Below are 25,245 nucleotides of genomic sequence, written 5' to 3' on the forward strand. Positions count from 1 at the left end.
GCCCGGATGCCTTCGGCATCCCAGGAATTTGGATGGCCGCTGCATCGGCCTCTTGAATCCGGCGTCTTTTCCCCAAATTGCAGAGTTGTGCGTAAGGGTTAGAATAAAGCCATGGCTACACGGCTGGCAAATGTCCCACAACGCGAAGCAGGCACCGTACTGGAGCGGAAAGAGCAGGCGCTCAAACCGCCCGCCATGTACAAGGTGTTGCTGCTGAATGACGACTTCACCCCGATGGAGTTCGTCGTGATGATCCTGCAGCAGTATTTCAGCAGGGACCGGGAGACGGCGACGCAGATCATGCTGACCGTCCACCGGGAGGGTAAGGGGGTCTGCGGCATCTATACCAGGGATATCGCGGCAACGAAGGTCGAGCTGGTGTCAACCCACGCACGGCAGGCGGGTCATCCGTTGCAATGCGTGATGGAGGAAGCATGATTGCGCAAGAATTGGAAGTCAGCCTGCACATGGCGTTTGTTGAAGCCCGGCAGGCACGCCACGAGTTTATAACCGTGGAGCACCTGCTACTGGCGTTGCTTGACAACCCCACGGCAGCGGAAGTCTTGCGCGCCTGCGCAGCCAATATTGAGGATTTGCGCACCAGTCTGAAGAACTTCATCGCGGACAACACGCCCGTGGTGCCTGGTACCGACGAGGTGGATACCCAGCCTACGCTGGGCTTCCAGCGCGTCATCCAGCGCGCCATCATGCATGTGCAGTCCACTTCCAACGGCAAGAAGGAAGTGACCGGGGCCAATGTCCTGGTGGCGATCTTTGGCGAGAAGGACTCGCACGCTGTGTATTACCTCCAGCAGCAGGGCGTGACCCGGCTGGATGTGGTCAATTTCATCAGCCATGGCATCCGCAAGGACCAGGCCGAGCCCGCCAAGCATGGCGACGGCACGGCCGAGGGCGAAGGCGGCGATGGCAAGGAAAGCCCGCTCGAGCAGTTCACCCAGAACCTGAACACGCTGGCCAAGGCCGGCAAGATCGATCCGCTGATCGGCCGCGAAAGCGAAGTCGAGCGGGTGGTCCAGGTGCTGTGCCGCCGGCGCAAGAACAACCCGCTGCTGGTGGGCGAGGCTGGGGTCGGCAAGACCGCGATCGCCGAAGGCCTGGCCTGGCGCATCACCAAGAACGAAGTGCCCGACATCCTGGAAAAGGCCGTCGTGTACTCGCTCGACATGGGCGCCCTGCTGGCCGGCACCAAGTACCGCGGGGACTTCGAGCAGCGCCTGAAGGGCGTGCTCAAGTCGCTCAAGGACAATCCGAACGCGATCCTGTTCATCGACGAGATCCACACGCTGATCGGCGCGGGCGCCGCTTCGGGCGGGACGCTGGACGCCAGCAACCTGCTCAAGCCGGCACTGTCGTCGGGCCAGCTCAAGTGCATCGGCGCGACCACCTTCACCGAATACCGCGGCATCTTCGAAAAAGACGCGGCCCTGTCGCGTCGTTTCCAGAAGATCGACGTGGTGGAGCCATCGGTCGACCAGACCGTGCAGATCCTGCGCGGCCTGAAGTCGCGCTTCGAGGAGCACCATGGCGTCAAGTACGCGGCTGCGGCGCTGACCGCGGCGGCCGAGCTGTCGGCACGCTTCATTACCGACCGCCACCTGCCGGACAAGGCCATCGATGTGATCGACGAGGCCGGTGCGGCCCAGCGCATCCTGCCCAAGTCCAAGCAGAAGAAGACCATCGGCAAGGGCGAGATCGAGGACATCGTCTCGCGCATTGCCCGCATCCCGCCGCAGAGCGTCAACCAGGATGACCGCAGCAAGCTGCAGACCCTGGACCGCGACCTGAAATCCGTGGTGTTCGGCCAGGAGCCGGCCATCGAGGCGCTGGCTTCAGCCATCAAGATGTCGCGCGCCGGCCTGGGCAAGACGGACAAGCCGATCGGCTCCTTCCTGTTCTCCGGCCCGACCGGGGTGGGCAAGACCGAAGTGGCCAAGCAGCTTGCCTTCATCATGGGCATCGAGCTACTGCGCTTTGACATGTCCGAGTACATGGAACGCCACGCGGTGAGCCGGCTGATCGGCGCGCCGCCGGGATATGTGGGCTTTGACCAGGGCGGCCTGCTGACCGAGGCTGTCACCAAAAAGCCGCACTGCGTGCTGCTGCTGGACGAAATCGAGAAGGCGCATCCGGATATCTTCAATATCCTGCTGCAGGTGATGGACCATGGCGCGCTGACCGATAACAACGGCCGCCGCGCCGACTTCCGCAATGTGATCATCATCATGACCACCAATGCGGGAGCGGAAACCATGAACCGCGCCACCATCGGATTCACGTCCTCGCGCGAGCAGGGCGACGAGATGGTCGACATCAAGCGCATGTTCACGCCCGAGTTCCGTAACCGGCTGGATGCCATCATCAGCTTCCGCTCGCTCGACGAGGAAATCATCCTGCGCGTGGTCGACAAGTTCCTGATGCAGCTTGAGGAGCAGCTTCACGAGAAGAAGGTGGAAGCCAGCTTCAGCGACCACCTGCGCAAGTTCCTGGCCAAGAAGGGTTTCGACCCGCTGATGGGCGCGCGTCCGATGCAGCGCCTGATTCAGGACCTGATCCGCAAGGCGCTGGCTGACGAACTCCTGTTCGGCAAGCTGGTGTCCGGTGGCAGGGTGGTGGTGGATCTCGACGAGCAGGACCAGATCAAGCTGGACTTTGCCGAGGCAGCCGCGGAACCGCCCGAAGCACCGGAAAACGAAAAGGCGGAAGTCTAGGACGAAGCGCGAGGGGCAGGCAGAGCGGACCTTGCCCGCAATTCGTGCTATCCTCGGGCAAAATACAGGGCGGCAGCAATGCCGCCCTTTTTGTTTTGGCCGGGTGCGGCTGCGCACTGCAGCTGTGTTCCCGCCATCCGTCTGAGTACCCGATGTCCCAATCCCAACGCTCGCGGCTGCGCCGCCTGCTGCTCAAATCGTTGCCACTTGGCGCGATGCCCCTGATTCCCGTGCCTGGCCTGGCTGCCCTGGGTGGCGATGCCACGGCAGGCGCCTCCGGCCGTCCCATCTCCATGGTGTTGCCGTTCCCTCCGGGCGGCAGCGTCGATATCGTCGCGCGCCAGTTGCAGCCCGGCCTGAAGAGCGGGCTTGGCCAGACGGTGGTGATCGACAACAAGCCCGGCGCCGGTGGCCTGATTGCGTCGAGCACCGTGGCCCGGGCCAAGCCGGACGGCAGCACGCTGTTGATGGCGTTCGACACGCATGCCATCAACCCGTTTGCCTACAAGAACATGCCCTACGACACGTTCCGCGACTTCACGCCGATCTCGCAACTGGTGCGTTTTCCGCTGGTGATCGCGGCCAACCCCTCCTTGCCCGCGTCCAACGTGAAGGAGCTGGTCGCCATGGCGCGGCAGAAGCCGGAGAGCATCCACTACGCGTCTTCCGGCATCGGCAGCCTGAACCAGCTCGCCGCAGAGGCGCTGGCTACCGAGGCCGGCGTGCGCTTTCTCCACGTGCCGTACAAAGGTGGCGGCCCGGCGGTGCAGGCCGTGCTGTCCAATGAAGTCGACGTATTTTTCTCCAGCTATGCGGCGGTGCAGGCGCATGTGGCTGCCAAGACGATCAAGCTGCTTGGCGTGACCGGCACCACCCGCCTGCGCCAGTTCCCGCAATTGCCAACCGTGGCCGAGCAAGGCTACCGCGGTTTCGACGCCTATTCCTGGATCGGCGTGTTTGGCCCGGCCGGGTTGCCGGAGCCGACCGTGGCGCGCCTGCACGACGCCCTGGTCCAGTCGTTGCGGCAGCCGCGCGTGGTCGATGCGCTGGCCGTGCAGGGCTTCGAGATCGTGGGCGGCAGCCCGGCCGAGCTGGCCAGCCTGGTGCGCCACGAGCACGACAAATGGCAGGCAGTGGCGCGCAAGGCCAATATCCAGTTCGATTGAAGCGAGAGGGTGCGATGACGATGGAACCGCTAGACCATGCCGTGATGGTGTGTCCCGACCTTGACGCTGCGGCGCAAGCCTGGCGCGGGTTTGGCTTCACGCTGACGCCGCGAGGCTACCACACGCTTGGCTCGCAGAACCATTGCGTCATGCTGACGCGCGACTATCTTGAGCTGCTGCATGTCACCGCGCCCAGCCCGATGCGGCAGTATTACTGGGATGCGCAGGAAGCCGGGGGCGGATGCGCGGGGCTGTCCTGCAAGAGCAGCGACACCTTCGCCGCCGCGGCGCAGCTGCGCGGTGGCGGCTGGCACACTTCGGACCCGATCGAGTTCTCGCGGCCGGTGCGGCTGGACGATGGCGCGGAGCATACCGCCACCTTCCGCGTGGCTGCGATCGACGATGCGCCGGGCGCGCGCTTCTTTATTTGCGAGCACCGCACGCCGGAGCTGCTGTGGCGTCCAGAGTGGACCACGCATGCCAACGGCGCTGTGGGCATCGCTACCATGTTCCTGGTGGTGGCGCCGTCGCTGGTGGAGGCTGCCGGGCGTGCCTATGCCGAACTGACCGGCGGCGAGATGACGCAACTGAGCGATCACATCTGCAGCCTGGCGCTGGGTGGCGCCACGCTGGTGGTGACCACGCCGCAGGCGCTGGCCGCCGCGACCGGCACCGAGCATGTGCGCCGCGCCGTGCCCGGGTATGCCGCCATCCGGCTGCGCACCAGCGACCTGGCCGCGGCCCGCCGCGGCTGGCGCGAGGCGCGCGTCGGCGCGCTCGACCTGGGCCCCGACGAGAGCCTGATTCCTGCCTCGGCGGCCGGCGGCGTAGCGCTGCTGTTCGAGCAGGCGCGCTAACGCAATAGCGTCAAGCGCGCCGCTCCTCCCGCTTAGCTGCCGCTCTTGGCGTGATGCACGCCGGTTGAGCCGAAGCCACCCGCGCCCCGCACGGTGTCTTCGGAGAAGACTTCCACGGTCTTGAACACGGGCCGCAGCACCGGCACGAACATCATCTGCGCGATGCGCTCGCCTGGCTGGATCATGATCGGCTCGGTGCCGGGCGCATTGCGGTTCCACACGCTCACCATGATCGGGCCCTGGTAGTCAGCGTCGATCACGCCGATCGAGTTGCCCAGCACCAGCCCTTTCTTGTGGCCCAGGCCCGAGCGCGGCGCGATGGTGGCCGCCATGTAGGGGTTACCCATGTGCACGGAGATGCCGGCAGGCACCAGTTGCGCCGGCGTGCCCGGCTCGATGGTGAGGGCGGCGTCCAGGCAGGCGTGCAGGTCGATCGCCGCCGCCATATCGCTCTGGTAAGCCGGCAGGCCCCATTCGTGCAGGCGTGCGTCAAGCACCTTGATTTCGACGGTGGGGTTGGCTTCGAATGTCATGGCTGGTCGGTCCCGGAAAAACTAAAAACGTTGGCAACCCGAGATGATAGCCGAGCTTGGTTGCCCCTTAGTTGTCCCTTAGTCGTCCCTTGGTTGTCCCTTAGTCGCCCGACAGGTCGAACGCCTGCGCCAGCAGCTCGTAGGTGTGCAGCCGCGCCGCGTAGCTGGCGGCCACGCTCAGCACCACCAGTTCGTCGGCAAGGAAGCGCTCGCGCAGGGCCAGCATGCGCTGCGCCACCTGCTCGGGCGTGCCGCAGATGGTGCGCGGGCGCTCGCGCTCGACGATCAGCCGGTCGCGCTCGCTGAGCTCGTGCTGCGCGGCCTGGGCGAGCGAGGGGATCTGTGCGTTGACGCCATAGGCCATCTGCAGCCGGCGCAGGTCCACGGCGCGCTCCAGCTCTGCCGCCTCGGCCTCGGTATCGGCGCAGATCACGAAGATGGCCGCCGCGCTATAGGGCCGCTCGTCATAGCCCGTCTCGAAATCGCGGCGGTATTGCTGCGCGACGGCATGCCCCACATGCGGGTTGATAAAGTGGGCAAAGGCAAAGCGCAGTCCCAGGCGTGCCGCCAGGGCGCCGCCGTAGTCGCTGGAGCCCAGCACCCACAGCTCGGGCCGGGTATCGATCTCGGGCTGCAGCACCACGCCCTCGGCGATATGGCCCGGCGGCACCTCGCCACGGAACAGCCAGGACAGGTCCTGCACTTGCTCCGCGAACTGGTCGCCCCGGTTGTACTGGCCCATGGCCACCGCCTGCGCGGTGCGCATGTCGCCGCCCGGCGCGCGCCCCACGCCAAGATCGATGCGGCCCGGGAACAGGGCCTCCAGCATGCGGAACTGCTCCGCCACCTTGAAGGGGCTGTAGTAGGGCAGCATCACGCCGCCCGAGCCCAGCCGGATGCGCTTGGTCACACTGCCCAGGCGGGCCAGCATGACTTCCGGCGCCGGATTGCACACACCGCGCAGCCCGTGATGCTCGGCGCACCAGTAGCGGGTGTAGCCCAGCGCATCGGCGGCCTGCGCCAGCTCCACGGTGGCGGCCAGCGCATCGCGTGCGTGATGGCCGGCGATGACCGGGCTCTGGTCGAGCACCGAGAGGCGCACTTTGGGTTTGCTTGCGGACATGTTCAGGGTTTGGGCCGGGTGAGGATCGAGGATGCCGGGCATGCAGGCTTAACGGCGCGCGGGCAGGCGCTGGGCGATGGCCGCTACCAGGTCGCGCGCCAGCGTCAGCTTGTCGGCGCGCGGCAGGCGGGTCATGCCGTGGGCATCGAACAGCACGATCTCGTTGTCGTCCATGCCGAAGGTGTGGTGGCCGATATTGCCCACCAGCAGCGGCACGTTCTTGCGCTGGCGCTTTTGCTCGCCGTATTGCTCGAGCTTTTCGCTCTCGGCGGCAAAGCCCACGCAATAGGGTGCGTCCGGCTTTGCGGCCACGGCGGCGAGGATGTCGGGGTTCTGCACGAACTGCAGCGTCGGCGTGTCGCTATCATTGGCTTTCTTCAGCTTCTGGCTGGCCACATCGGCGGGACGCCAGTCGGCCACGGCCGCCACGGCGATGAACACATCGGCGCCGGACAAGCCCGCCATTACCGCGTCGTGCATCTGCTGCGCGCTTTCCACATCGGTTCGGGCAACGCCGCGCGGCGTGGGCTGGGCCGTCGGGCCAGCCACCAGCACCACGTCGGCGCCGGCCTCGCGGGCCGCGCGCGCGATGGCAAAGCCCATCTTGCCGGAGGAGCGGTTGGTAATGCCGCGCACCGGGTCGATGGCTTCAAAGGTGGGGCCGGCCGTGATCACCACGCGGCGCCCGGCCAGCGGCTTGGGCTGGAAGAACGCGATGATATCCGCAAGCAGCTCCAACGGCTCCAGCATGCGGCCGTCGCCGACTTCGCCGCACGCCTGGTCGCCGCTGCCGGGGCCCAGCAGGGTCACGCCGTCCTTGCGCAGCTGGGCGGCATTGCGCTGGGTGGCGGGGGCCGACCACATCTGCAGGTTCATGGCCGGCGCCACCAGCAACGGGCAGTTGCGAGCGATGCACAGGGTGGTCAGCAGGTCGTCGCACAGGCCATGCGTCAGCTTGGCGAGGAAATCGGTGGAGGCGGGCGCGACCACGATGGCATCGGCTTCACGCGAGAGATCGATATGGGCCATGTTGTTGCCCACGCGCGCGTCCCATTGGGAGGTGAAGACCGTGCGCCCGGAGAGTGCCTGCATGGTCACCGGCGTGATGAACTGGGTGGCGCCTTCGGTCATGACCACCTGCACGGTGGCACCGGCTTTGGTCAGCAGGCGGACCAGCTCGGCCGATTTGTAGCAGGCGATGCCGCCGGTCAGGCCAAGGACGAGATGCTTGCCTCGCAGATCCATGGATATGCTCTTCGCTTGAAGGTTGTTGTCCGGCAGTTGCGGCAGCCAGCAAGGTCTGCAACTCCCGCGCCGGAGAGACATCAATAATACCGGCTTGCCCGCGAGTGCGTTGGCGGGCGCCGCCACACGCTTCGAGCGTCTCCATCGGCGCTGCTTCACTGCAAATTCAACGGCTTAAAGTCAAAGGCAAAGAAGGCGACCCGGATGCGGCGAGGCGCCGCATAACGAGAGATTCAAACCTTGACGGCTCGCTGCGCATCGCGCGTGGGTGATTTCCGCCTGGCCGGCGGAAATCACGGCTACACCGAATGGTTCTCTATTCCCGTCGGTTTGCTCCCCTCTCCCACTTGTGGGAGAGGGGCCGGGGGAGAGGGCGGGCGCTCGATATGCCTCTGCGTGCTGGACAAAACCGAAGACTTCGCTTCAAGTGGCTCCTAAGCCACCCCTCTCCCCGGCCCTCTCCCCCTGAGGGGAGAGGGAGAGACAGCCGTCGTCATGGCGCGCAGGTGTTGGCCTGTTCGGCGGCTTCGGCTTGTGCCTCAGGTTTGTCAGCGGTTTGACGCCCGCATGAAGCGGGCGCAGCTGGAACGTTGGTGCGGCCTCAATGCCGGCGAACGCGCCGCAGTTCGTCGACGATCAGCAGCACAGCGCCCACCGTGATGGCGCAGTCCGCCACGTTGAACGCCGGCCAGTGGTAGTTGCGCACGTAGAAGTCGAGGAAATCGACGACATGGCCGTACACCACGCGGTCCACCACATTGCCAATGGCGCCGCCAAGGATCAGCGAGATCGCGAAGCAGAACAGGCGCTGCCCGGTATGGCGGTACAGCATCCAGATGATGAACAGCCCCACCAGCACGCCCAGGCCGGTGAAGAACCAGCGCTGCCAGCCGCCGGCGTCTGCCAGGAAGCTGAAGGCGGCGCCCTTGTTATAGACCAGCACCAGGTTGAAGAAGCGGGTCACCGGGCGGGATTCGCCGTAGGCGAAGGTCCGCACGATGACGATCTTGAAGAACTGGTCGAGCACGATCACCAGCAGGGCGAACGCCATCCACAGCAGTGGCGTGGCGTTGCTGCCCTTCGAGCCCTTGCTGCTGGCGCGTTTGGTGCCGCGCGCGGTGCGCGTGGTGGTAGCGGCCATCAGGCATGGCTCCTGTGTTCACCGGCGCCGAACAGGTTGCTGTCGCAGCGGCCGCAGAGGGTGGGATGGGCCGGGTCGCGGCCGACGTCGGCGCGGTAGTGCCAGCAACGCTCGCACTTGGCGTGCACCGAGGGCGTCACCGTGACCAGCAGGTCGCCGCCTTCCGGCGCCGGCGTTACCTTGGCGGCGGAGGTCAGCAGCACGAAGCGCAGGTCATCGGACAGGCTCTGCAGCGCGGCCAGCACCGGGCCACCGGCCTGGATGGTGACTTCGGCTTGCAGCGAGGAACCGATCTCGCCGTCCACGCGCACCGCTTCGAGCTGCTTGGTGACTTCGGCGCGGGCTTCGCGGATCACATGCCACTTCTGCAGCAGGTCGTCGGCCTGGTCGATCGCCGGCACTTCGTAGTAGGTGCTGGTGAAGATGGTGTCGGTGTGCTCGGTGCCATGGCCGAAGATCTGCCATGCCTCTTCCGCCGTGAACGACAGGAACGGCGCCATCCAGTGCAGCATGGCCTGGGTGATGTGGTACACCGCGTTCTGCGCGGCGCGGCGCTCTGTCGAGTTGGCCGCGGTGGTGTAGAGGCGGTCCTTCAGCACGTCCAGGTAGAAGCCGCCCAGGTCTTCCGAGCAGAAGGTCTGCAGCTTGGCGACCACTGGGTGGAACTCGTAGCCGTCGTAGTGCGACAGGATTTCCTGTTGCAGGCGGCCGGTCAGGGCGACGGCGTAGCGGTCGATTTCCAGCCATTCCGACGCCGGCAGCGCATGCTGCGCGTGGTCGTAGTCGGCCAGGTTGGCCAGCAGGAAGCGTAGCGTGTTGCGGATGCGGCGATAGCCTTCCACCACGCGCTTGAGGATTTCGTCGGAGATCGACAGCTCGCCGGAGTAATCGGTCGAGGCCACCCACAGGCGGATGATCTCGGCGCCCATCTTGTTCGACACGTCCTGCGGCGACACCGTGTTGCCGACCGACTTCGACATCTTGCGGCCTTCGCCGTCGACCGTGAAGCCGTGCGTCAGCAGCGCCTTGTAGGGCGGCTTGCCGTACAGCATCGACGCGGTCAGCAGCGACGAATGGAACCAGCCGCGATGCTGGTCAGAGCCTTCCAGGTACAGGTCCGCCAGGCGGCCGTCGGGCAGGTCGGCCGACGCGTCGTACAGGTCTTCGCGGTGGGAGCCGCGGATCACGGTCCAGTGCGTGGTGCCGGAGTCGAACCAGACGTCGAGCGTGTCGCGGTTCTTTTCATACAGGGCGGCATCGGAGCCCAGCAGTTCCTTGGGATCCAGCGTCTGCCAGGCTTCGATGCCGTGCGCTTCCACGCGCTTGGCGATCTCCTCCAGCAGCTCCGGCGTGCGCGGGTGCAGCGCGCCGGTTTCCTTGTGCAGGAAGAAGGCCATCGGCACGCCCCACTGGCGCTGGCGCGACAGGGTCCAGTCGGGCCGGTTGGCGATCATGTTGTGCAGGCGCTGCTTGCCCCAAGCCGGGTAGAACTCGGTTGCCTCGATGCCGGCGAGCGCGGTTTCGCGCAGGGTCGGGCCGTTGCTGCCGTCGTCATTGACCGGATCCACGTCCATGCCCGCGAACCATTGCGAGGTGGCACGGTAGATGATCGGCGTCTTGTGACGCCAGCAGTGCATATAGCTGTGGGTGTACTTGTGCGAGTTGAACAGGTTGCCCGAGGCCTTCAGCACTTCGACGATCCTGGGGTTGGCATCCCAGAGCTTCTGGCCGCCGAACAGCGGCAGCGTGCTGGCATAGACGCCGTCGCCCATGACCGGGCTGATGATGTCCCTGTCGTTCATGCCGTGCGCCTTGCACGACTGGAAATCCTCCACGCCGTAGGCCGGCGCCGAGTGCACGATGCCGGTGCCGGTATCGGTGGTGACGTAGTCGCCCAGGTAGACCGGCGACAGGCGGTCGTAGCCCGCGTCCATCTTGGACAGCGGGTGGTGGAAGCGGATTTCCGACAGCGCCGCGCCGGTGGTGGTGGCCAGCACCTTGCCTTCCAGTTCGTAGATCTTGAGCTGTTCTTCGACGCGCTCGGTGGCCAGCAGCAGGAAGCCGCGCGGGGTATCGACCAGCGCGTACTCGACCTCCGGATGCACGTTGAGCGCCTGGTTGGACGGGATGGTCCACGGCGTGGTGGTCCAGATCACGATCCAGCCGGGTTTGGCGGCGAGTTGCTCGGCCGGCACCTTGAAGGCGTGCGCCAGCTTGTCGGTCTCGGCGAAGGGGAAGCCCACGTCGATGGAAAGATCGGTCTTGTCCTTGTACTCGACCTCGGCTTCGGCCAGCGCCGAGCCGCAGTCGAAGCACCAGTTCACCGGCTTCAGGCCGCGGAACACGTAGCCCTTTTCCATGATCTTGCCCAGCGCGCGCAGCTCGTCGGCTTCGTTGCTGTAGTTCATGGTCAGGTAGGGGTGTTCCCAGTCACCCAGCACGCCCAGGCGCTCGAAGTCCAGCTTCTGGCGGGCGATCTGCTCGGTGGCGTAGGCACGGGCGCGCGATTGCACTTCCTGCACCGGCAGGCCCTTGCCGAACTGCTTTTCGATCTGGATCTCGATCGGCATGCCGTGGCAGTCCCAGCCCGGCACATAGACGGCGTCCAGCCCGGTCAGGCCGCGCGCCTTGACGATCATGTCCTTGAGGACCTTGTTGACCGCGTGGCCGATGTGGATGTCGCCATTGGCGTATGGGGGGCCATCGTGCAGGATGAACTTCTTGGCGCCCATGCGAGCGGCCCGGATCTTCTTGTAGAGCTGCTTGTCCTGCCATTGCTTGACCCACAGCGGCTCGCGCTTGGGCAGGTCGCCGCGCATCGGGAAGGGGGTCTCGAGCAGATTGACCGGGTACTTGCTTTTTTCGGGCTTGGCGCGTTTGTCGTTGGACATGTCGATTCTCGGGGCAATTCAGTTGGCGCGCGGCACTAGCTCGGCTGGGTGCGGGCGCGCGGTACGGCGTGGACCGGCTGCGGAGGGTGCCGCGGCCTGGCTTCGGGTTGGGGTAGCGACCCGGGTCCCGCCGCGCGGGAACGGGGCGCTAGCTAATTCGGTCGGTGGCGGAGGTGGCGAAGTCGCGGCTGCCCGCTGCCGGGGGCGTGCCCTCGGGCGAGCCCGGCACGGTCAGGCCGAAGAAGGCGCGGGCGTCCGCGCTGTCCTTGGCAATGGCGGCGGTCAGCGCCTCCAGCCCGTCGAAACGGGCTTCGTCGCGCAGCTTCTTCATGAACTCGACCCGGACCAGCTTGCCGTAGACGTTCTGCTTGAAGTCGAACAGGTGCACTTCCAGCAGCACCCGGCCGGCATCTTCGATGGTCGGGCGCACGCCGATGCTGGCCACGCCTGGTATGGCGTGGTCGGCCAGCCCATGCACCTGCACCACGAAGATGCCGTTGACAGCCGGCCGCTTGTGCGAGATGCGCAGGTTGATGGTGGGAAAGCCCAGGTCGCGCCCGAGCTTGCGGCCGTGGACCACATGCCCGCTGATGGCATAGCCATGGCCAAGCAGGCGGCGCGCGTGTTCGAGATCGCCATCGCCCAGCGCCTGCCGCACGGCGGAGCTGGAGATGCGCACGCCGCCTTCGGAGACCGAGCCCATCTGCTCAACGTCGAAGCCGAACTGGACGCCGGCCTGTTGCAGATAGGCGAAATCGCCGGCGCGCCTGGCACCGAAGCGGAAGTCGTCGCCGACCAGCAGCCAGCGCGTGTGCAGGCCGTGCCAGAGCACGTTCTCGACAAACGCTTGTGGGGATTGCGCGGCGAAGTGTGCGTTGAAGTGCTCAACGACCACGCGGTCGACACCGTTGCGGCGCAGGCTTTCCAGCTTGTCGCGCAGCAGCGCAATGCGCCTTGGCGCCTTGTCCGGCGTGAAGAATTCGCGCGGATGCGGCTCGAATGTCATCACGCATAGCGGCAGCCCGCGTGCATCCGCCGCGGCGCGCGCGCGGGCGAGCAGCGACTGGTGGCCGCGGTGCACACCGTCAAAATTGCCGATGGTGAGGGCGCAGGGCGCCCGGCTTTCGGCGTTGGGCAGGCCACGGAAGACTTTCACGAGGACGGCAACAAGCGTTTGGGTAAAGCGAGCATTATAAGGCGAATGGTGGACAAGTTTGGCTTGGCGGCGGTGGCGGGCATGCCGGCACTGGCGTTTTTGTGCACGGATCGACCCATTGTCGTGGCGTTGTGCCCCAAAAGGCGGCATGATATGGCGGATCGCACTCGCTGCCCCCAGCCCTCCCTTGAACGCGCTGCTAAACCGAATCCTGCCGCCGCCAGGGCCTCCGCTCGATACCGAAACGCGGGCCAAGCTGCTGGCGACCATCCATCGCGTCTCCCCCACCGCCATCGTCGCCTCGGTGGTGCTTCCGGCATTGACCGCGATCGCCTTCTGGTCGGCCGCCGATCACAGCGCCCTGGTGGGCTGGTGCGGCGTCATGCTGGTGCTGACCGCGGCCACCAGCTGGTTCTACTTCGGCTACCTGCGCGATTGCGCCAGCATGAGCCGCTCGGCGCACACACGCAAATGGTGGGCCAATATGCGGGCGATGGCCTTCCTGACCGGGCTGACCTGGGGCAGCTCCGCGCTGCTGCATCTCTACACCGGCTCCACCGTCTTCTCCAGCGTGTTGTACCTGCTGGCGCTTGGCGTGCTGGCGGGCGGCGTCACCGCGCAGTCACCGGTGCCGTCCAACCTGGTCTATGCCGGCATCCCGATCCTGGTGCCCAATATCCTGCTGGCCGAGTACGCGTTCCCGGGGCATGGCACCTATGTGCAGTTGCTGCTGGTGGTCTACGCCATCATGCTCACGCGCCATGCCCTGAACCTGCAGCGCACGCTGGTGCGGGCCATCCAGCTGGAAAGCGACAGCCGCAGGCTGGCCAAGCAATTCCAGGAGGAAAAGGAGAGGGCGCTGCATGCCAGCGAGGAAAAGTCGCGCTTCCTGGCCGCCGCGAGCCATGACCTGCGCCAGCCGGTGCATGCGCTGGTGATGCTGGTGGAGGCGCTGCGCGCCCGCAACAAGTCGTCCTCGCTCCATCCGCTGGTGGAGCAGGTGGCCGCCGGCACCCAGACCATCGACCTGCTGTTCCGTTCGCTGCTGGATCTGTCCAAGCTCGAGGGCCGCAAAGTGCTGCCCACGTTGGAGCCGTGCGAGCTGAGCCACCTGATCAGCGAGGTCATGAGCCAGTTCGCCGCCGACGCGCGCGAGAGCGGCCTGACCCTGACCCCGCGCGTGCCCGAAGAGCTGTACGCCATGGCCGAGCCCGTGCTGCTGCGCCGCGCGCTGTTCAATCTCGTGCAGAACGCCCTGCGCTACACCCGGCGCGGGGGCGTGCTGGTGACCGCGCGCGAGCGCCGCAAGCATATCCGCGTGGAAGTGTGGGACACCGGGGCCGGGATTACGCCCGAGCATCTGCCGGACATCTTCTCGCCGTATTACCAGGTGCATAACCCGCAGCGCGACCCCTCACAGGGCCTGGGGCTAGGGCTGGCGATCTTCAAGGAATGCGTGCGGCTGATGCGCGGCACCTATGGCGTGCGCTCAGTGCCGGGCCGGGGATCGGTGTTCTGGTTCTCGCTGGCGCCGGTGGCGGCCGAGACCGTGGCCACCATCCGTACCGTGCGGGCCAATGCGCAGGCCGAGGACGCCAAGCCCGACCACCTGCGCGGCACCGTGCTGGTGGTCGACGACGACACCCAGATCCGCAAGGCGTGGATCGCGCTGATGGAAGCGTGGGGCATCGAGGTTGCCTGCGCCGCGCACGGCGCGGATGCCGACCGCCTGTTCCTCCAGGGGCTCAAGCCGGACATCATCTTCTGCGACCTGCGCCTGCCCGGCAGCGAGAACGGCCTGGACCTGCTGGAGCGCTGGCAGAACACCCAGCCGCAGGCGCGCAGTGCGCTTTTGTCGGGCGACCTGAAATCCGCCGCGCTGGCGGCGGCCGAGGAGGCTGGCTACTTCGTGCTGCCCAAGCCGGTCGATCCGGCCGCGCTCAGGCTGCTGCTCCGGCGCTGGCTGCGGCCCGCCTGAGCCGCGCATGCCTAAAAAAAATGGGCCGGCGCATGACGCGCTGGCCCATTTTTTATTTGTCGCCTGCACGGTTGATCGGCTGGCGTCGCCAATACGCGTTACTGGCGCAGGCGGAATCGCTCCATGCGCGACATGACCTGCATGCGGGTGCGCACGCCAAGCCGCTGCAAGATGGCCGAGACGTGTTCCTTGACGGTGTTTTCGGTCAGGCCGAGCCGCCGCGCGATGACCTTGTTGGGCAGGCCTTCCAGCACCAGCGCCAGCACTGAGCCCTGGCGCGGGGTCAGCCCCAGTTCCGCCGGGGTGACCGGGATGCCGTGCGCCGGCCCGAAGGATTGGGCACGGCCACTGAGCGCTTCGTCCGAGGGGAAGGAGGTGTCGCCTGCCAGCACCTTGCGCACGGCGGCGGTGAATGCGTTGGCGTCCAGGTGCTTGCCGACGAAGCCACAGGCGGCGAGCGCGCGCGCGCGGCCCACGATTTCGGGCGTGGCCTCGGCCGACATAAAAATAAAGCGAGCGGAAGGTACCAGTGTCTTGAGCGCCTGCATGGCGTCGAAGCCGGTACCGTCGGTCAGCCAGATATCCAGCAGCACGATGTCAGGCCTGAGTCCTTGCTGCAAGGTATTCAACGCCTCTTTGGCGCTCCCTGCGGCGTGGACGGCGACGTCGGGCATCACTTCCGCCAAGAACGCGGTGGTGCCAGACAAGGCCATAGGATGATCATCGACCACCAACAAGGTCGGTGCAGCGTTCGACATGCGATTTCCCGTCTAATTTCCCAGTTCGTCCTTGTTGTCACTTAAAGCCGTGTTAACGGACTGCGCGTGGACGATAGCAGCCACTCTAGCAGAGCGGGCGAGGCGTCACAATCCATCGGGCGTGAGTTCACGTTGCGTATAGGCCATGCGAAATGGCGCTGCGGCGGGGGTTTCGCGTGTTTTAAGTGCCTAATGCGCTCGCTTTGGTCGTGTACTGGCCCCGGCTTGGTAGAATTGCGCGATGAAAAATATCGTTATCCTGATTTCCGGGCGGGGCTCCAATATGGAAGCCATCGTCAGCGCCTGTGCCGCCGAAGGCTGGCCGGCGCGCGTAGCGGCGGTCTTGTCCAACCGGCCAGACGCCGAAGGTCTGAAATTTGCCGCCGACCACGGCGTGGCTACCGGCGTGGTGGACCACAAGCTATATGATGATCGCGCCACTTTTGACGCAGCGCTCGGCGATGCCATCGACGCTTTCGCGCCGGACCTGGTGGTCCTGGCCGGCTTCATGCGCATCCTGACGCCGGGCTTTGTCGACAAGTATGCCGGGCGCATGCTGAATATCCATCCGTCGCTGCTGCCGTGCTTTCCGGGGCTGCATACACACCGGCAAGCCATCGAGGCGGGCGTCAAGGTCCACGGCGCCAGCGTGCATTTCGTCACGCCCGAGCTCGATCACGGCCCCGTTATCGTCCAGGCCGCGCTTGACGTGCTGCCGGACGACACGCCCGAGAGCCTGGCCACGCGCCTGTTGCCGTGCGAACACGTTGTCTACCCGCGCGCTGTGCGCTGGTTTGTCGAAGACCGGCTGCGCGTGCATGCCGGCGTAGTCCGGGTCGAACCACCCGAATCCCAGCTGTTTACGGCCTTTGCTGCCGCTACGGAGGTGCAGTCATGAGCCGCAATACCGCAGGGGCGCGTCAGCCCGTTCGCAACAAGAACAAGGATCACAAGGGCACGCCCATTCGCCAGGCCCGCCCGCGCGACGCGCACGACAGCCAGGCGCCGCAGCAAGGCCGCGGGCCCCATGGCGGCCTGCACGCCGTCCATATCCAGCACATCGACCGCCTGCTGGGCAAGGTGCTGATGTTCACGCGCCCGTCCGACGTGGTGGTGAGCTACTACTTCCGCGAAAACCCCAAGCTGGGTCATCGCGAGCGCGGCATCATCGCGGAAGCCGTGTTTGCCGTGCTGCGCCGGCGCGTGGAGTTTGCGCAGTTCGCAGCCAGCGGCACGGGTGCTTCGCAGCGCCGCCTGGCCCTGCTGGGCTTGGCCGCCACGCTGGGCCGCGACGTGCTGACGCCGTTTCTCCTGCCGGAAGAGGGCGAGTGGCTCGATCGGCTGACCACGATCGAGCGTTCCAGCTTGGCGCCGCGCGTGCGCGCCAACCTGCCCGAATGGCTGTTCGACCAACTGGCCGCGCGCCACGATGAAGCCTTTGTCGAAGCGCTGGGCGATGCCTGGCTGCGCCCGGCGCCGCTGGACCTGCGTGCCAACCTGGTCAAGACCACGCAGGAGGCCGCGCTGGCCGAGCTGACCGCCGCGGGGCTGAAGGCCGAGGTGACGCCGATGGCGCCGTCCGGCATCCGCCTGGCCGGCAAGCCGGCGCTCAACCAGCTGCCGCTGTTCGTCAACGGGCTGGTCGAAGTGCAGGATGAAGGCAGCCAGATGCTGTGCAACCTGGTCGCGCCCAAGCGCGGCGAGATGGTGGTCGATTTTTGCGCGGGCGCGGGCGGCAAGACGCTCGCCCTAGGCGCGCTGATGCGCTCCACCGGCCGCCTCTATGCGTTCGACGTGTCCGAGAAGCGCTTGTCCAACCTCAAGCCCCGCCTGGCGCGCAGCGGGTTGTCCAACGTGCACCCCGTGCTGATCGACTCCGAGCATGACGCCAAGATCAAGCGCCTGGCCGGCAAGATCGACCGCGTGCTGGTGGATGCGCCTTGCAGCGGGCTGGGCACGCTGCGGCGCAATCCGGACCTGAAGTGGCGCCAGTCGCCGCAATCGGTGCTGGAGCTGACCGTCAAGCAGGCGGCCATTCTCGAATCCGCCGCGCGCCTGGTGAAAGTGGGCGGGCGCGTGGTCTACGCAACGTGCAGCGTGCTGGAGGCCGAGAACGAAGGCATCGTGCGTGGTTTCCTGGCCTCGCACCCGGCCTTCCGCCTGGTGCCCGCCGCACAGGTGCTGGCCGAGCAAAAGATCACGGTGCCCGGCTTGCCGGAAGATGCCGAGATGCTGGCGCTTTACCCGCACCTGCACCAGACCGACGGCTTCTTCGCCGCCGTGCTGGAGCGCGTCAGCTAAAGCCGGATCCACCAGGAGGCCGCGCCGGGGGAAGTATCCCCGTGGCGCCGGCCGACTGGCGAATTTCCCACGCTGGGGCCGTCCGGTCCCAGCTGCCTTTTCCGTCCCCCCTTCTTTTTGCCACCCCCGATCCCGGGCAGTCACGCAATTCGCCTGCGCCGCTCGGCCTTCGCGCGCGCCGCGAGGAAGCTCTACGTCGGCAGTATGGCCGCTATGTGTTGATACGCGGGTCTTGATGGACTAAGCCTTCTGGGCGACGCCTCATACTTTGTGGCGCACGGGCAGGCCCGTGAAGGCGCGCGCCGGCTCGGGGGAACCCAGCCGCGAATGGTGCCAGCACGGGGCTGGCCGGTGCGCACCCGCTCCCAGCCAAATGATCGCCGCCATCGTAGAGCGCAGTCCGCCGCCATTTGCATCGCCCATTCGCACCAATGGAGCAAGCTCTTAAGTTCAAAACATTAAAGGCGTCGTAACTTGTCTTGTCAGGCAATGCAGGCTAAGTTGGCAAGACAACGCGCGCCAGGCAAGGACAACGGCGCGCGACCGCGCAAGGTGGATCGGCGCCGCACAATTTCCGGATGGAGTTCCAGAGCGCGCCGGTCCCGCAAAGGGGGCGACGCACTCGGTCGGGAGGCGGGATGTTGCATTCTTTCTTCTTCGAGACGGCTGCACGGCAGCCCTGCGACCACGCCTTGTGGGTCGACGGACGCTTTTACGCTTATGAGGAACTACGCGCGCGCGCGGGCCGCGTGAGTGCCGCGCTGGCGGCGCATTCAGGCGACGGGAGCCGCAACTGCATCCTGTTCGCGCACCGCAGCGTCTGCGCGTACGCCGGCCTGCTCGGCGTGCTCGGCGCCGGCATGGCCTACGTGCCGTTGCACCCCAAATTCCCCCCGGCACGCAACGCCGCCATCGTCCAGCGCTCAGGCGCGCGCGTGATGCTGGTCGATCGTGCATGCGCACCGCAGCTTGATGCGTTGATCCCGTTGCTGCCGCCGGATCTGCGCATTCTCCTGATGGATCCCGAGTCGCTGCCGGCAGCCGGGTGTCCGGGAGGCGGCGCGCGTTTCGCCCCCTTGCCGCCGGCGCCCTTTGTGCATGACCCGCCTGGGCCGCCCGTGACCGTTTCAGGCGATGACCTCGCCTACCTGATCTTTACCTCCGGCACCAGCGGGCCGCCCAAGGGCGTCATGATCCCGCACGCCAGCGCTGTGGCCTATGTCAGCGCGCAGATGCAACGCTTTCCATGCGAGCCTGGCGCACGCTTTAGCCAGTTCGCCGATCTCACCTTCGATTTCTCGGTGCATGACATGCACGTTTGCTGGGCGAACGGAGGCTGCCTGTATGTGCCATCGCTGCAAGACCCCCTTTACCTGGCCGGCTTTATCCGTGAACACGCGATTACCCACTGGGCCAGCGTGCCCTCCGTGCTGGCGTTGATGCAGCAGTTCCGCAAGTTGACGCCCGGCGCGTTTCCCAGCGTGCGGATGACCTTGATGGGGGGCGAGGCCTTGCCCAAGACGCTGGCGCGGGCGTGGTCGCGGGCGGCGCCGAACACGCGCATCGTCAACGGCTACGGACCCACCGAGGCGACGGTGATCATGCTCACCTTTGAGCTGACCGAGACCTTTCTTGCCGATGCGTCGCGCCCCGCGGTGCCGCTCGGCAAGCCATATGCCGGGGTCGAGCTGATGATTGTCGACGACGCGCTTGCGCCGGTGCCGCCCGGCGCGCAGGGCGAACTGCTGATCGGCGGCGCGCAGCTTGCCAAGGGCTATCTGCGCGCCAACCCGCTCGACGCGCAGCGCTTCTTTACACGCACCTATCCCGGGCGGGCGTGCAGCCGCTGGTATCGCACCGGCGATGCCGTGGCCGAATCGCCCGATGGGTTGCTTTACCACGGCCGCATCGACATGCAGGTGAAGATTCGCGGCAATCGCGTGGAATTGCAGGAGATCGAGCAGGTCGTGCAGGCTGCCAGCGGCAGCGCGCAGTGCGCCGTGCTGGCGTGGCCACTGGACGACGCCGGCAAGCCGATAGGGCTGATCGCCTTTGTGCAGGCATCGGGCGACGCATCGCTGGGCGAGCTCGGCGCGCGCATGGCGCGGATCCGGCTGGCTTGCAGGCAGAGCCTGCCGGTCTACGCGCAACCGGATCGCATCGTCTGCCTCGACGGCCTTCCCATGAACGTGAACGGCAAGATCGATCGCGGCCAGTTGCAGGCGCGTTGCGAGCGCCTGGGCGTTGCTGCGGGGGGCGCACGGCAGGCCAGGCGCAAGGCGTTTGCGCCATGACGCCGCTGCACTTCGACGGATGTTTTGGCTGGTACCACGCGGCCCAGGGACAGCGCGCGGTGCTGCTGTGCAATGCGATCGGGCACGAAGCCTTGTGGACGCATGCCGGCCTGGCGCGGTTGGCGGAGCGGCTTGCGGCCCAGGGCGTGCCTGTGCTCAGGTTCGACTATCCAGGCACCGGTGACTCCGCGGACCCTGACCATGCCGGCGCGCCGGCGCCGGGCACGTCCTGCATCGACGCCTGGCTCGCCGGGATCGGCGCCGCTGGCAAGTTGCTCAGGCGCATGTCAGGTGCCCAGGAACTCGTGCTGCTGGGCGTGCGCGGCGGCGCCTCGCTGGCGGCGCTGGCTGCCGAGCGCCGCGTGGCCGGGCTGCGCGTCGATGCGCTTGCGCTGCTTGCGCCCGTGGCGAGCGGCAGGATGCTGGTGCGGGAGATGAAGATGATCGCGCAGACCTGGCGCTCGCTTGCTGGCCGCGCGGTGGAGTCCGGGCCTGCGCCTGGCACTGGCCAGCAAGCGGGCATCGACATCCTTGGCATCCATTTCTCGGGCCCGGTGGTCGATGGCCTTGGCGGCCTCGACTTGCTCGATGCGCCACGCGCGCCCGCCCCGAGAATCCTGGTCGCAGGCAGCGAGCCCCAGGTTGACCCGCTGGCGCACCACTACGGCACGCTGGGCGCGCAGGTGCGGGTGGTGCCTTTCCCCGAGGTGATCGACTGGCTGCAGGATCCGCTGCATGGCACCCCGCCGGAGGCGACCTTCGCGGCGGTGGCAGGCTGGATTGCCGATATGGCGCCAGCGGCACCGGCTGGCGAGCCTGGCCCAGGTGGCGGGGCGATGGTGGCTGCACAGGCCTCTTGCCTGTGCTCCGGCGAATGGATGGAAACGCCCGTGCGTTTTGGCCAGGGCCTGTTCGGCATGTTGTGCGAGCCGCTCGGGGCGCGCATCGAGCGGCCGGCCGTGCTGATCAACAATTCCGGCGGCACGCATCACGTCGGTGCCGGCCGTTGCGGCGTCATGCTGGCGCGCCGGCTGGCGGCGCGCGGGGTTGCCTCGTTTCGCATCGATGTGCGAGGCATCGGGGACGCATCCGTTGGCGCGCAGGCCATCGCGGCCGTGCCGGCCGATCCGGAGGGATACCGCGATGCCATCACCGCCTGCGACTGGTTGCTTGCCCACGGCCATCGCGAGGTGGTGGCCTTCGGCGTGAGCTATGGCGCCAATGTCAGCCTGCATGCCGCGGGCGCACACCCGGGCGTGGTGGGCGCCGTGCTGGTCAACCTGCAGCGCTTGTTGCGCCGGGAGCCGTTCACACGGCCCCGGTGGCTGATCCATGGCCGCAGTGCACCCACGGCAGAAGAGGGCACGCCCGGCATCAACGCGGCATCGGTCCTTCCCAAGCCTGCCGCGCACGAGCAGCGGGAAATCGAGGACTTGCTCCGGACGCTCGACGCACGCGGCACGGTCCTGCGCCTGCTGTTCGGGCCGGACGATCCCGGGCCTTTCGAGCTGGCGCGCTTCTTCGGGCCAACGCTGGCTGGCCTTGCCGGCTTCTCGCAGTTGCAGATCGAGACCGTCGCTGGCCTGGACCACGGCATGCTGAACCCACCCGGGCGGGCACGGGTGATCGACTATTGCGTCGACCTGTTATGTGGCCCCTTGCATCCGGGGGCGGACCTGCGAGATCGGCTGCAACGCGTTGCCGAGCCCTGGCGTCGCATGCCGGATTGCCGGGGAAGGTGCGGCTGACAGCGATCCGCGCATGGAATAGGGACCAGGTTGCCCGGCAGGCCCAGCGCCAATCCTGCGCCGCGCGGAGCAGGGCGGCTAGAATGGCTGACTTTTTGGTCGCGGGGCATGCAGTGACGTCATGCAGTGTCCCGCTTACCTTGCCAGGGGCCGCTGATCCTGACCGGATGGTCCCTGCCAGCCATGGCAAAGCATGAATCCCACTTCCCTGAACGAACTCCAAGTCGCGCATCCGGCCTTTGGCAAGATGCTCGATGACCTGATCCGCGACGCGGGTGGCCCCGGCTTCATCTGGCAGCTGGCGGTGCTTGCCGCCCTGGCTGTGGCCTGGCCATTGGCGAGATTGATCGTCAAGCGCCTCGAAGCCCGCTACGCCGGATCCAGCTTCTCCCTGCGCTTCGCCGCGGCCAGCCTGGAGCGCGCCATGTTCCCGTTGTTCGGCTGGCTGCTGGTGATGGGCGCGCGCTTCGGGCTGGCGCCGATGATGTCCATCAGCGTGCTACGGCTCGCATTGGTGCCCCTTTCCGGCATTACCTTCCTCTATTTCGCCTTCTACATCTTGCGTCGCGTGATGTCAGGCAATGGTCAGCTGCACGGCATGCTGCTGCTGGTCGAAAAAGTGCTGACTACCCTGGTTTGGGCGGCGATGGCGCTTTATGTGCTGGGTTTGCTGTGGGATGTGGTGCATTGGATGGACGGCATCCGCTTTTCACTGGGCGGCAAGCAGAAGATCAGCCTGGCGGACACGCTGGTGGCCGTGGTGTGGATCCTGGTCACCGTGCTGGTGGCCATGTGGTTCGGTTCGTGGCTGGAGGAGCGGTTGATGCGCTCGAGCGGGCTGGACAGCAACCTGAAAGTGGTCCTGTCCCGGATCTGCTACTGCTCGTTTCCCTGTTGCTGAGCCTGTCGCTGGTCGGCATCGACCTCACCGTGCTGTCCGTGTTTGGCGGCGCGCTGGGCGTTGGCCTGGGGCTGGGCTTGCAAAAGATCGCTAGCAACTACATCTCCGGTTTCATCATCCTGCTCGAAGCTGGGCGACCAGATCACGGTCGATAAATACACGGGGATCGTTTCGCAGATCCGCACGCGCTACACCGTGGTGCGCAACGGCGATGGCGAAACCCTGGTGCCAAACGAGCAACTGGTGGCACAGGCGGTACAGAACCACTCGTTCTCCAACACCAATGTGCGCGTTGCAACACGTGTTCAGGCCGATTACGCGGCGGATCCGGAAATGGTGCTGGCCTTGCTGGTCGACGCCGCGCAAGGCATCCCGAGATTGCTGGCACAGCCGGGGCCGTCGGCATTTCTGGTGCTGTTCGGCGACAATGGCATCGAATATGAGCTCGCTGGTTATATCGCCGACCCGCAGAACGGTAAGCTCGGCGTGCAATCGGCGATGAACCGGGCGATATGGCGGAAGTTCAGGGAGCATGGCATCTCGATCCCGTATCCGCAGCGCGAGGTGCGCGTGCTGGGGAAAGCGGGAGTCGACGGCAGTGACGAATCCGCAAAAGCGGCTCAAGCAGCGCATATTGAGCTGCCGGGTGCCGTGACTGGCGCCGCCTCGTGAGTGTTCACGCGGCGTTTAGGCCACCTTATGGAACAATCCGTGTTGCTTAACATCAAACTGAGGGAAAAAGCGGATGTCCGCTCGATGCGGTTCCGGTAGAATCCTGGGTAGTTGCGGGTTCATTCGAAAGGCGCGTTTCGTTCGGATGACTTTGTTCGACCTCCCGCCCCCCACCAGACAGCCGCCAGATTGCAGCGGCTCGTGTCCAGTCCCGCCGGCAGGCAGCAGTTTTGCCCAAGGCGCCAGGCGCGCATGCCTTGGGGGCTCCGGCGAGTGCCGGGGTTTCAGGCAGGCGCCATATGACGCAATCATTGAATTTGCAGGCCTTTTTCTGCACCTTGTTTGCGGCTCGCCTTGTCGCGCCGCACGTAATGCCCCTGTTTAATCGACGGAGAACAGTTTGTTCGACACTATTCTTGACTGGGCCGCTAATGGCCTCGCCAACTGGTCCTGGTGGGAGATCGTGATCTACACCCTCGTGGTGACGCACATCACCATCGCCGGCGTGACCATCTACCTGCACCGCTGCATGGCGCACCGGTCGCTGGATCTGCACCCTATCGTTTCGCATTTCTTCCGTGGCTGGCTGTGGCTGACCACCGGCATGGTCACCAAAGAGTGGACTGCCATTCACCGCAAGCACCACGCCAAGTGCGAGACCGAAGACGATCCCCACAGCCCGCAGACCCGCGGCATCCGCAAGGTGCTGCTGGAAGGCGCGGAGCTGTATCGCGCCGAATCCAAGAACAAGGAGACCATCACCAAGTTCGGTCATGGCACGCCTGACGACTGGGTCGAGCGCAATGTCTACTCGCGCTTTGGCTGGCAAGGCGTTGGCCTGATGCTGATCATCGACGTCGCCCTGTTCGGCGTGATCGGCCTGAGCGTGTGGGCCGTGCAGATGCTGTGGATCCCGATCCACGCCGCCGGCATCATCAATGGCCTGGGCCACTGGTGGGGCTATCGCAATTACGATTGCGAGGACGCTTCGACCAATGTTTCGCCGTGGGGCATCATCATCGGCGGCGAAGAACTGCACAACAACCATCACACCTACCCGACGTCGGCCAAGTTCTCGATCAAGTGGTACGAGTTCGACATCGGCTGGGGCTACATCCGCGCCATGCAGGCTGTTGGCCTGGCCAAGGTCAAGAAGACCCCGCCGAAGGCTCGCCTGGTGGATGCCCGCCCGGTTGACCACAACACGCTGGAAGCCATCATTGCCAATCGCTATGACGTGATGGCGCGCTATGCCAAGGCGGTCAAGAGCGCCTACAAGCAGGAACTGGAAAAGCTCAAGGAGGCCCGTGTGGCCGAGTACAGCAGCTTCAAGCCCGCTCGCAAGTGGTTCCACCGCGAAGAAGCCAAGCTGGCCGACCCGCAGCGCCAGCAACTGGCCAGCATCGTGGAGCAGAACAAGTCGCTGCATACCTTCGTGGAAATGCGCCGCGAGCTGGCCGCGATCTGGGGCCGCTCCAACCTGACGCGCGAACAGCTGCTGGCGCAGCTGCAGGCCTGGTGCCACCGCGCCGAGGCCAGCGGCATCCAGGCACTGCACGATTTCTCGCTGCGCCTGCGCCGTTATGCCTGATGCGGGCTGATGCCTGAGCTGGCGTGGCCTGATACAATTTAGCTCGCCCAAAAGCCCCGCCAATGGCGGGGCTTTTGTTTTCGCTAAACTCCCCCAATATCAGGGCCAGCGGCGATAGCGGGATACCAAGCGGGATCCGAGGCGCGCTGTCCAAGAGGAGT

General features: G+C 66.0%; 17 protein-coding genes and 1 pseudogene. 11 read left to right on the forward strand and 7 right to left on the reverse strand.

The features are described 5' to 3' along the window. Positions 1–111 precede the first annotated feature (111 nt). From clpS to ACGLHR_RS06515, 4 genes are all read left to right on the forward strand, one after another. The gene (gene clpS / locus ACGLHR_RS06500) at positions 112–438 is read left to right on the forward strand and encodes an ATP-dependent Clp protease adapter ClpS (RefSeq protein WP_006157525.1); all 327 of its coding nucleotides are present in this window, start codon (positions 112–114) and stop codon (positions 436–438) included. Then, positions 435–2,729, forward strand: coding sequence for an ATP-dependent Clp protease ATP-binding subunit ClpA (gene clpA / locus ACGLHR_RS06505; protein ID WP_043349328.1), 2,295 nt, complete (start codon positions 435–437; stop codon positions 2,727–2,729). The genes clpS and clpA overlap by 4 nt, the downstream gene beginning before the upstream one ends. A gap of 152 nt (positions 2,730–2,881) precedes the next feature. Then, positions 2,882–3,895: a Bug family tripartite tricarboxylate transporter substrate binding protein gene (locus ACGLHR_RS06510; protein WP_400092756.1), complete on the forward strand. Its 1,014-nt coding sequence runs from the start codon at positions 2,882–2,884 to the stop codon at positions 3,893–3,895. Positions 3,896–3,909: 14 nt separating this feature from the next. Then, complete coding sequence (locus tag ACGLHR_RS06515; RefSeq protein WP_267604308.1) at positions 3,910–4,752, forward strand: VOC family protein; 843 nt, start codon at positions 3,910–3,912, stop codon at positions 4,750–4,752. Between the two features lie 32 nt (positions 4,753–4,784). Here the strand turns inward: ACGLHR_RS06515 and dut are convergent, their stop codons facing one another. The 6 genes from dut to ACGLHR_RS06545 form a co-directional block, all read right to left on the reverse strand. Further along, positions 4,785–5,285 carry a dUTP diphosphatase gene (dut, locus tag ACGLHR_RS06520; RefSeq protein ID WP_267604306.1) on the reverse strand — a complete coding sequence of 167 codons (501 nt, stop codon included), beginning with the start codon at positions 5,283–5,285 and terminating at the stop codon, positions 4,785–4,787. Positions 5,286–5,385: 100 nt separating this feature from the next. Then, on the reverse strand, positions 5,386–6,408 hold the full coding sequence (locus ACGLHR_RS06525; RefSeq protein ID WP_400092757.1) for an LLM class flavin-dependent oxidoreductase: 1,023 nt from the start codon (positions 6,406–6,408) through the stop codon (positions 5,386–5,388). A 48-nt stretch (positions 6,409–6,456) separates the two neighbouring features. Beyond that, entirely contained in the window at positions 6,457–7,653 is a 1,197-nt protein-coding gene (gene coaBC / locus ACGLHR_RS06530) for a bifunctional phosphopantothenoylcysteine decarboxylase/phosphopantothenate--cysteine ligase CoaBC (protein WP_400092759.1), read from the reverse strand. Between the two features lie 601 nt (positions 7,654–8,254). Continuing rightward, the gene (lspA, locus tag ACGLHR_RS06535) at positions 8,255–8,794 is read right to left on the reverse strand and encodes a signal peptidase II (protein ID WP_400092760.1); all 540 of its coding nucleotides are present in this window, start codon (positions 8,792–8,794) and stop codon (positions 8,255–8,257) included. After that, entirely contained in the window at positions 8,794–11,685 is a 2,892-nt protein-coding gene (gene ileS / locus ACGLHR_RS06540; RefSeq protein ID WP_400092762.1) for an isoleucine--tRNA ligase, read from the reverse strand. Before ileS ends, lspA begins: the two co-directional genes overlap by 1 nt. A 148-nt stretch (positions 11,686–11,833) precedes the next feature. After that, the gene (locus tag ACGLHR_RS06545; RefSeq protein ID WP_400092764.1) at positions 11,834–12,841 is read right to left on the reverse strand and encodes a bifunctional riboflavin kinase/FAD synthetase; all 1,008 of its coding nucleotides are present in this window, start codon (positions 12,839–12,841) and stop codon (positions 11,834–11,836) included. Positions 12,842–12,989: 148 nt separating this feature from the next. On the opposite strand from ACGLHR_RS06545, the gene ACGLHR_RS06550 reads away from it, so the two are divergent. Further along, positions 12,990–14,819 carry a hybrid sensor histidine kinase/response regulator gene (locus ACGLHR_RS06550; protein WP_400092765.1) on the forward strand — a complete coding sequence of 610 codons (1,830 nt, stop codon included), beginning with the start codon at positions 12,990–12,992 and terminating at the stop codon, positions 14,817–14,819. Positions 14,820–14,917: 98 nt separating this feature from the next. Here the strand turns inward: ACGLHR_RS06550 and ACGLHR_RS06555 are convergent, their stop codons facing one another. Beyond that, positions 14,918–15,577, reverse strand: coding sequence for a response regulator transcription factor (locus ACGLHR_RS06555; RefSeq protein ID WP_267604301.1), 660 nt, complete (start codon positions 15,575–15,577; stop codon positions 14,918–14,920). Positions 15,578–15,818: 241 nt separating this feature from the next. Here ACGLHR_RS06555 and purN point away from each other — a divergent pair, with 241 nt between their 5' ends. From purN to ACGLHR_RS06585, 6 genes and pseudogenes are all read left to right on the forward strand, one after another. Continuing rightward, on the forward strand, positions 15,819–16,475 hold the full coding sequence (purN, locus tag ACGLHR_RS06560; protein ID WP_400092767.1) for a phosphoribosylglycinamide formyltransferase: 657 nt from the start codon (positions 15,819–15,821) through the stop codon (positions 16,473–16,475). Next, positions 16,472–17,878, forward strand: a complete 1,407-nt coding sequence (locus ACGLHR_RS06565; protein WP_400092768.1) for an RsmB/NOP family class I SAM-dependent RNA methyltransferase — start codon at positions 16,472–16,474, stop codon at positions 17,876–17,878. The genes purN and ACGLHR_RS06565 overlap by 4 nt, the downstream gene beginning before the upstream one ends. A 638-nt stretch (positions 17,879–18,516) precedes the next feature. After that, entirely contained in the window at positions 18,517–20,172 is a 1,656-nt protein-coding gene (locus ACGLHR_RS06570) for an amino acid adenylation domain-containing protein (protein WP_400092769.1), read from the forward strand. Continuing rightward, on the forward strand, positions 20,169–21,920 hold the full coding sequence (locus ACGLHR_RS06575; RefSeq protein ID WP_400092770.1) for a serine aminopeptidase domain-containing protein: 1,752 nt from the start codon (positions 20,169–20,171) through the stop codon (positions 21,918–21,920). Before ACGLHR_RS06570 ends, ACGLHR_RS06575 begins: the two co-directional genes overlap by 4 nt. 193 nt (positions 21,921–22,113) lie before the next feature. Continuing rightward, positions 22,114–23,493: pseudogene (locus ACGLHR_RS06580) on the forward strand (mechanosensitive ion channel family protein). 400 nt (positions 23,494–23,893) lie between these two features. After that, the gene (locus ACGLHR_RS06585) at positions 23,894–25,084 is read left to right on the forward strand and encodes an acyl-CoA desaturase (protein WP_043349288.1); all 1,191 of its coding nucleotides are present in this window, start codon (positions 23,894–23,896) and stop codon (positions 25,082–25,084) included. Positions 25,085–25,245: the final 161 nt, after the last annotated feature.

The sequence above is a fragment of the Cupriavidus sp. CuC1 genome (genome assembly GCF_044627735.1).
GTDB classification, from domain to species: Bacteria; Pseudomonadota; Gammaproteobacteria; order Burkholderiales; family Burkholderiaceae; genus Cupriavidus; species Cupriavidus ulmosensis.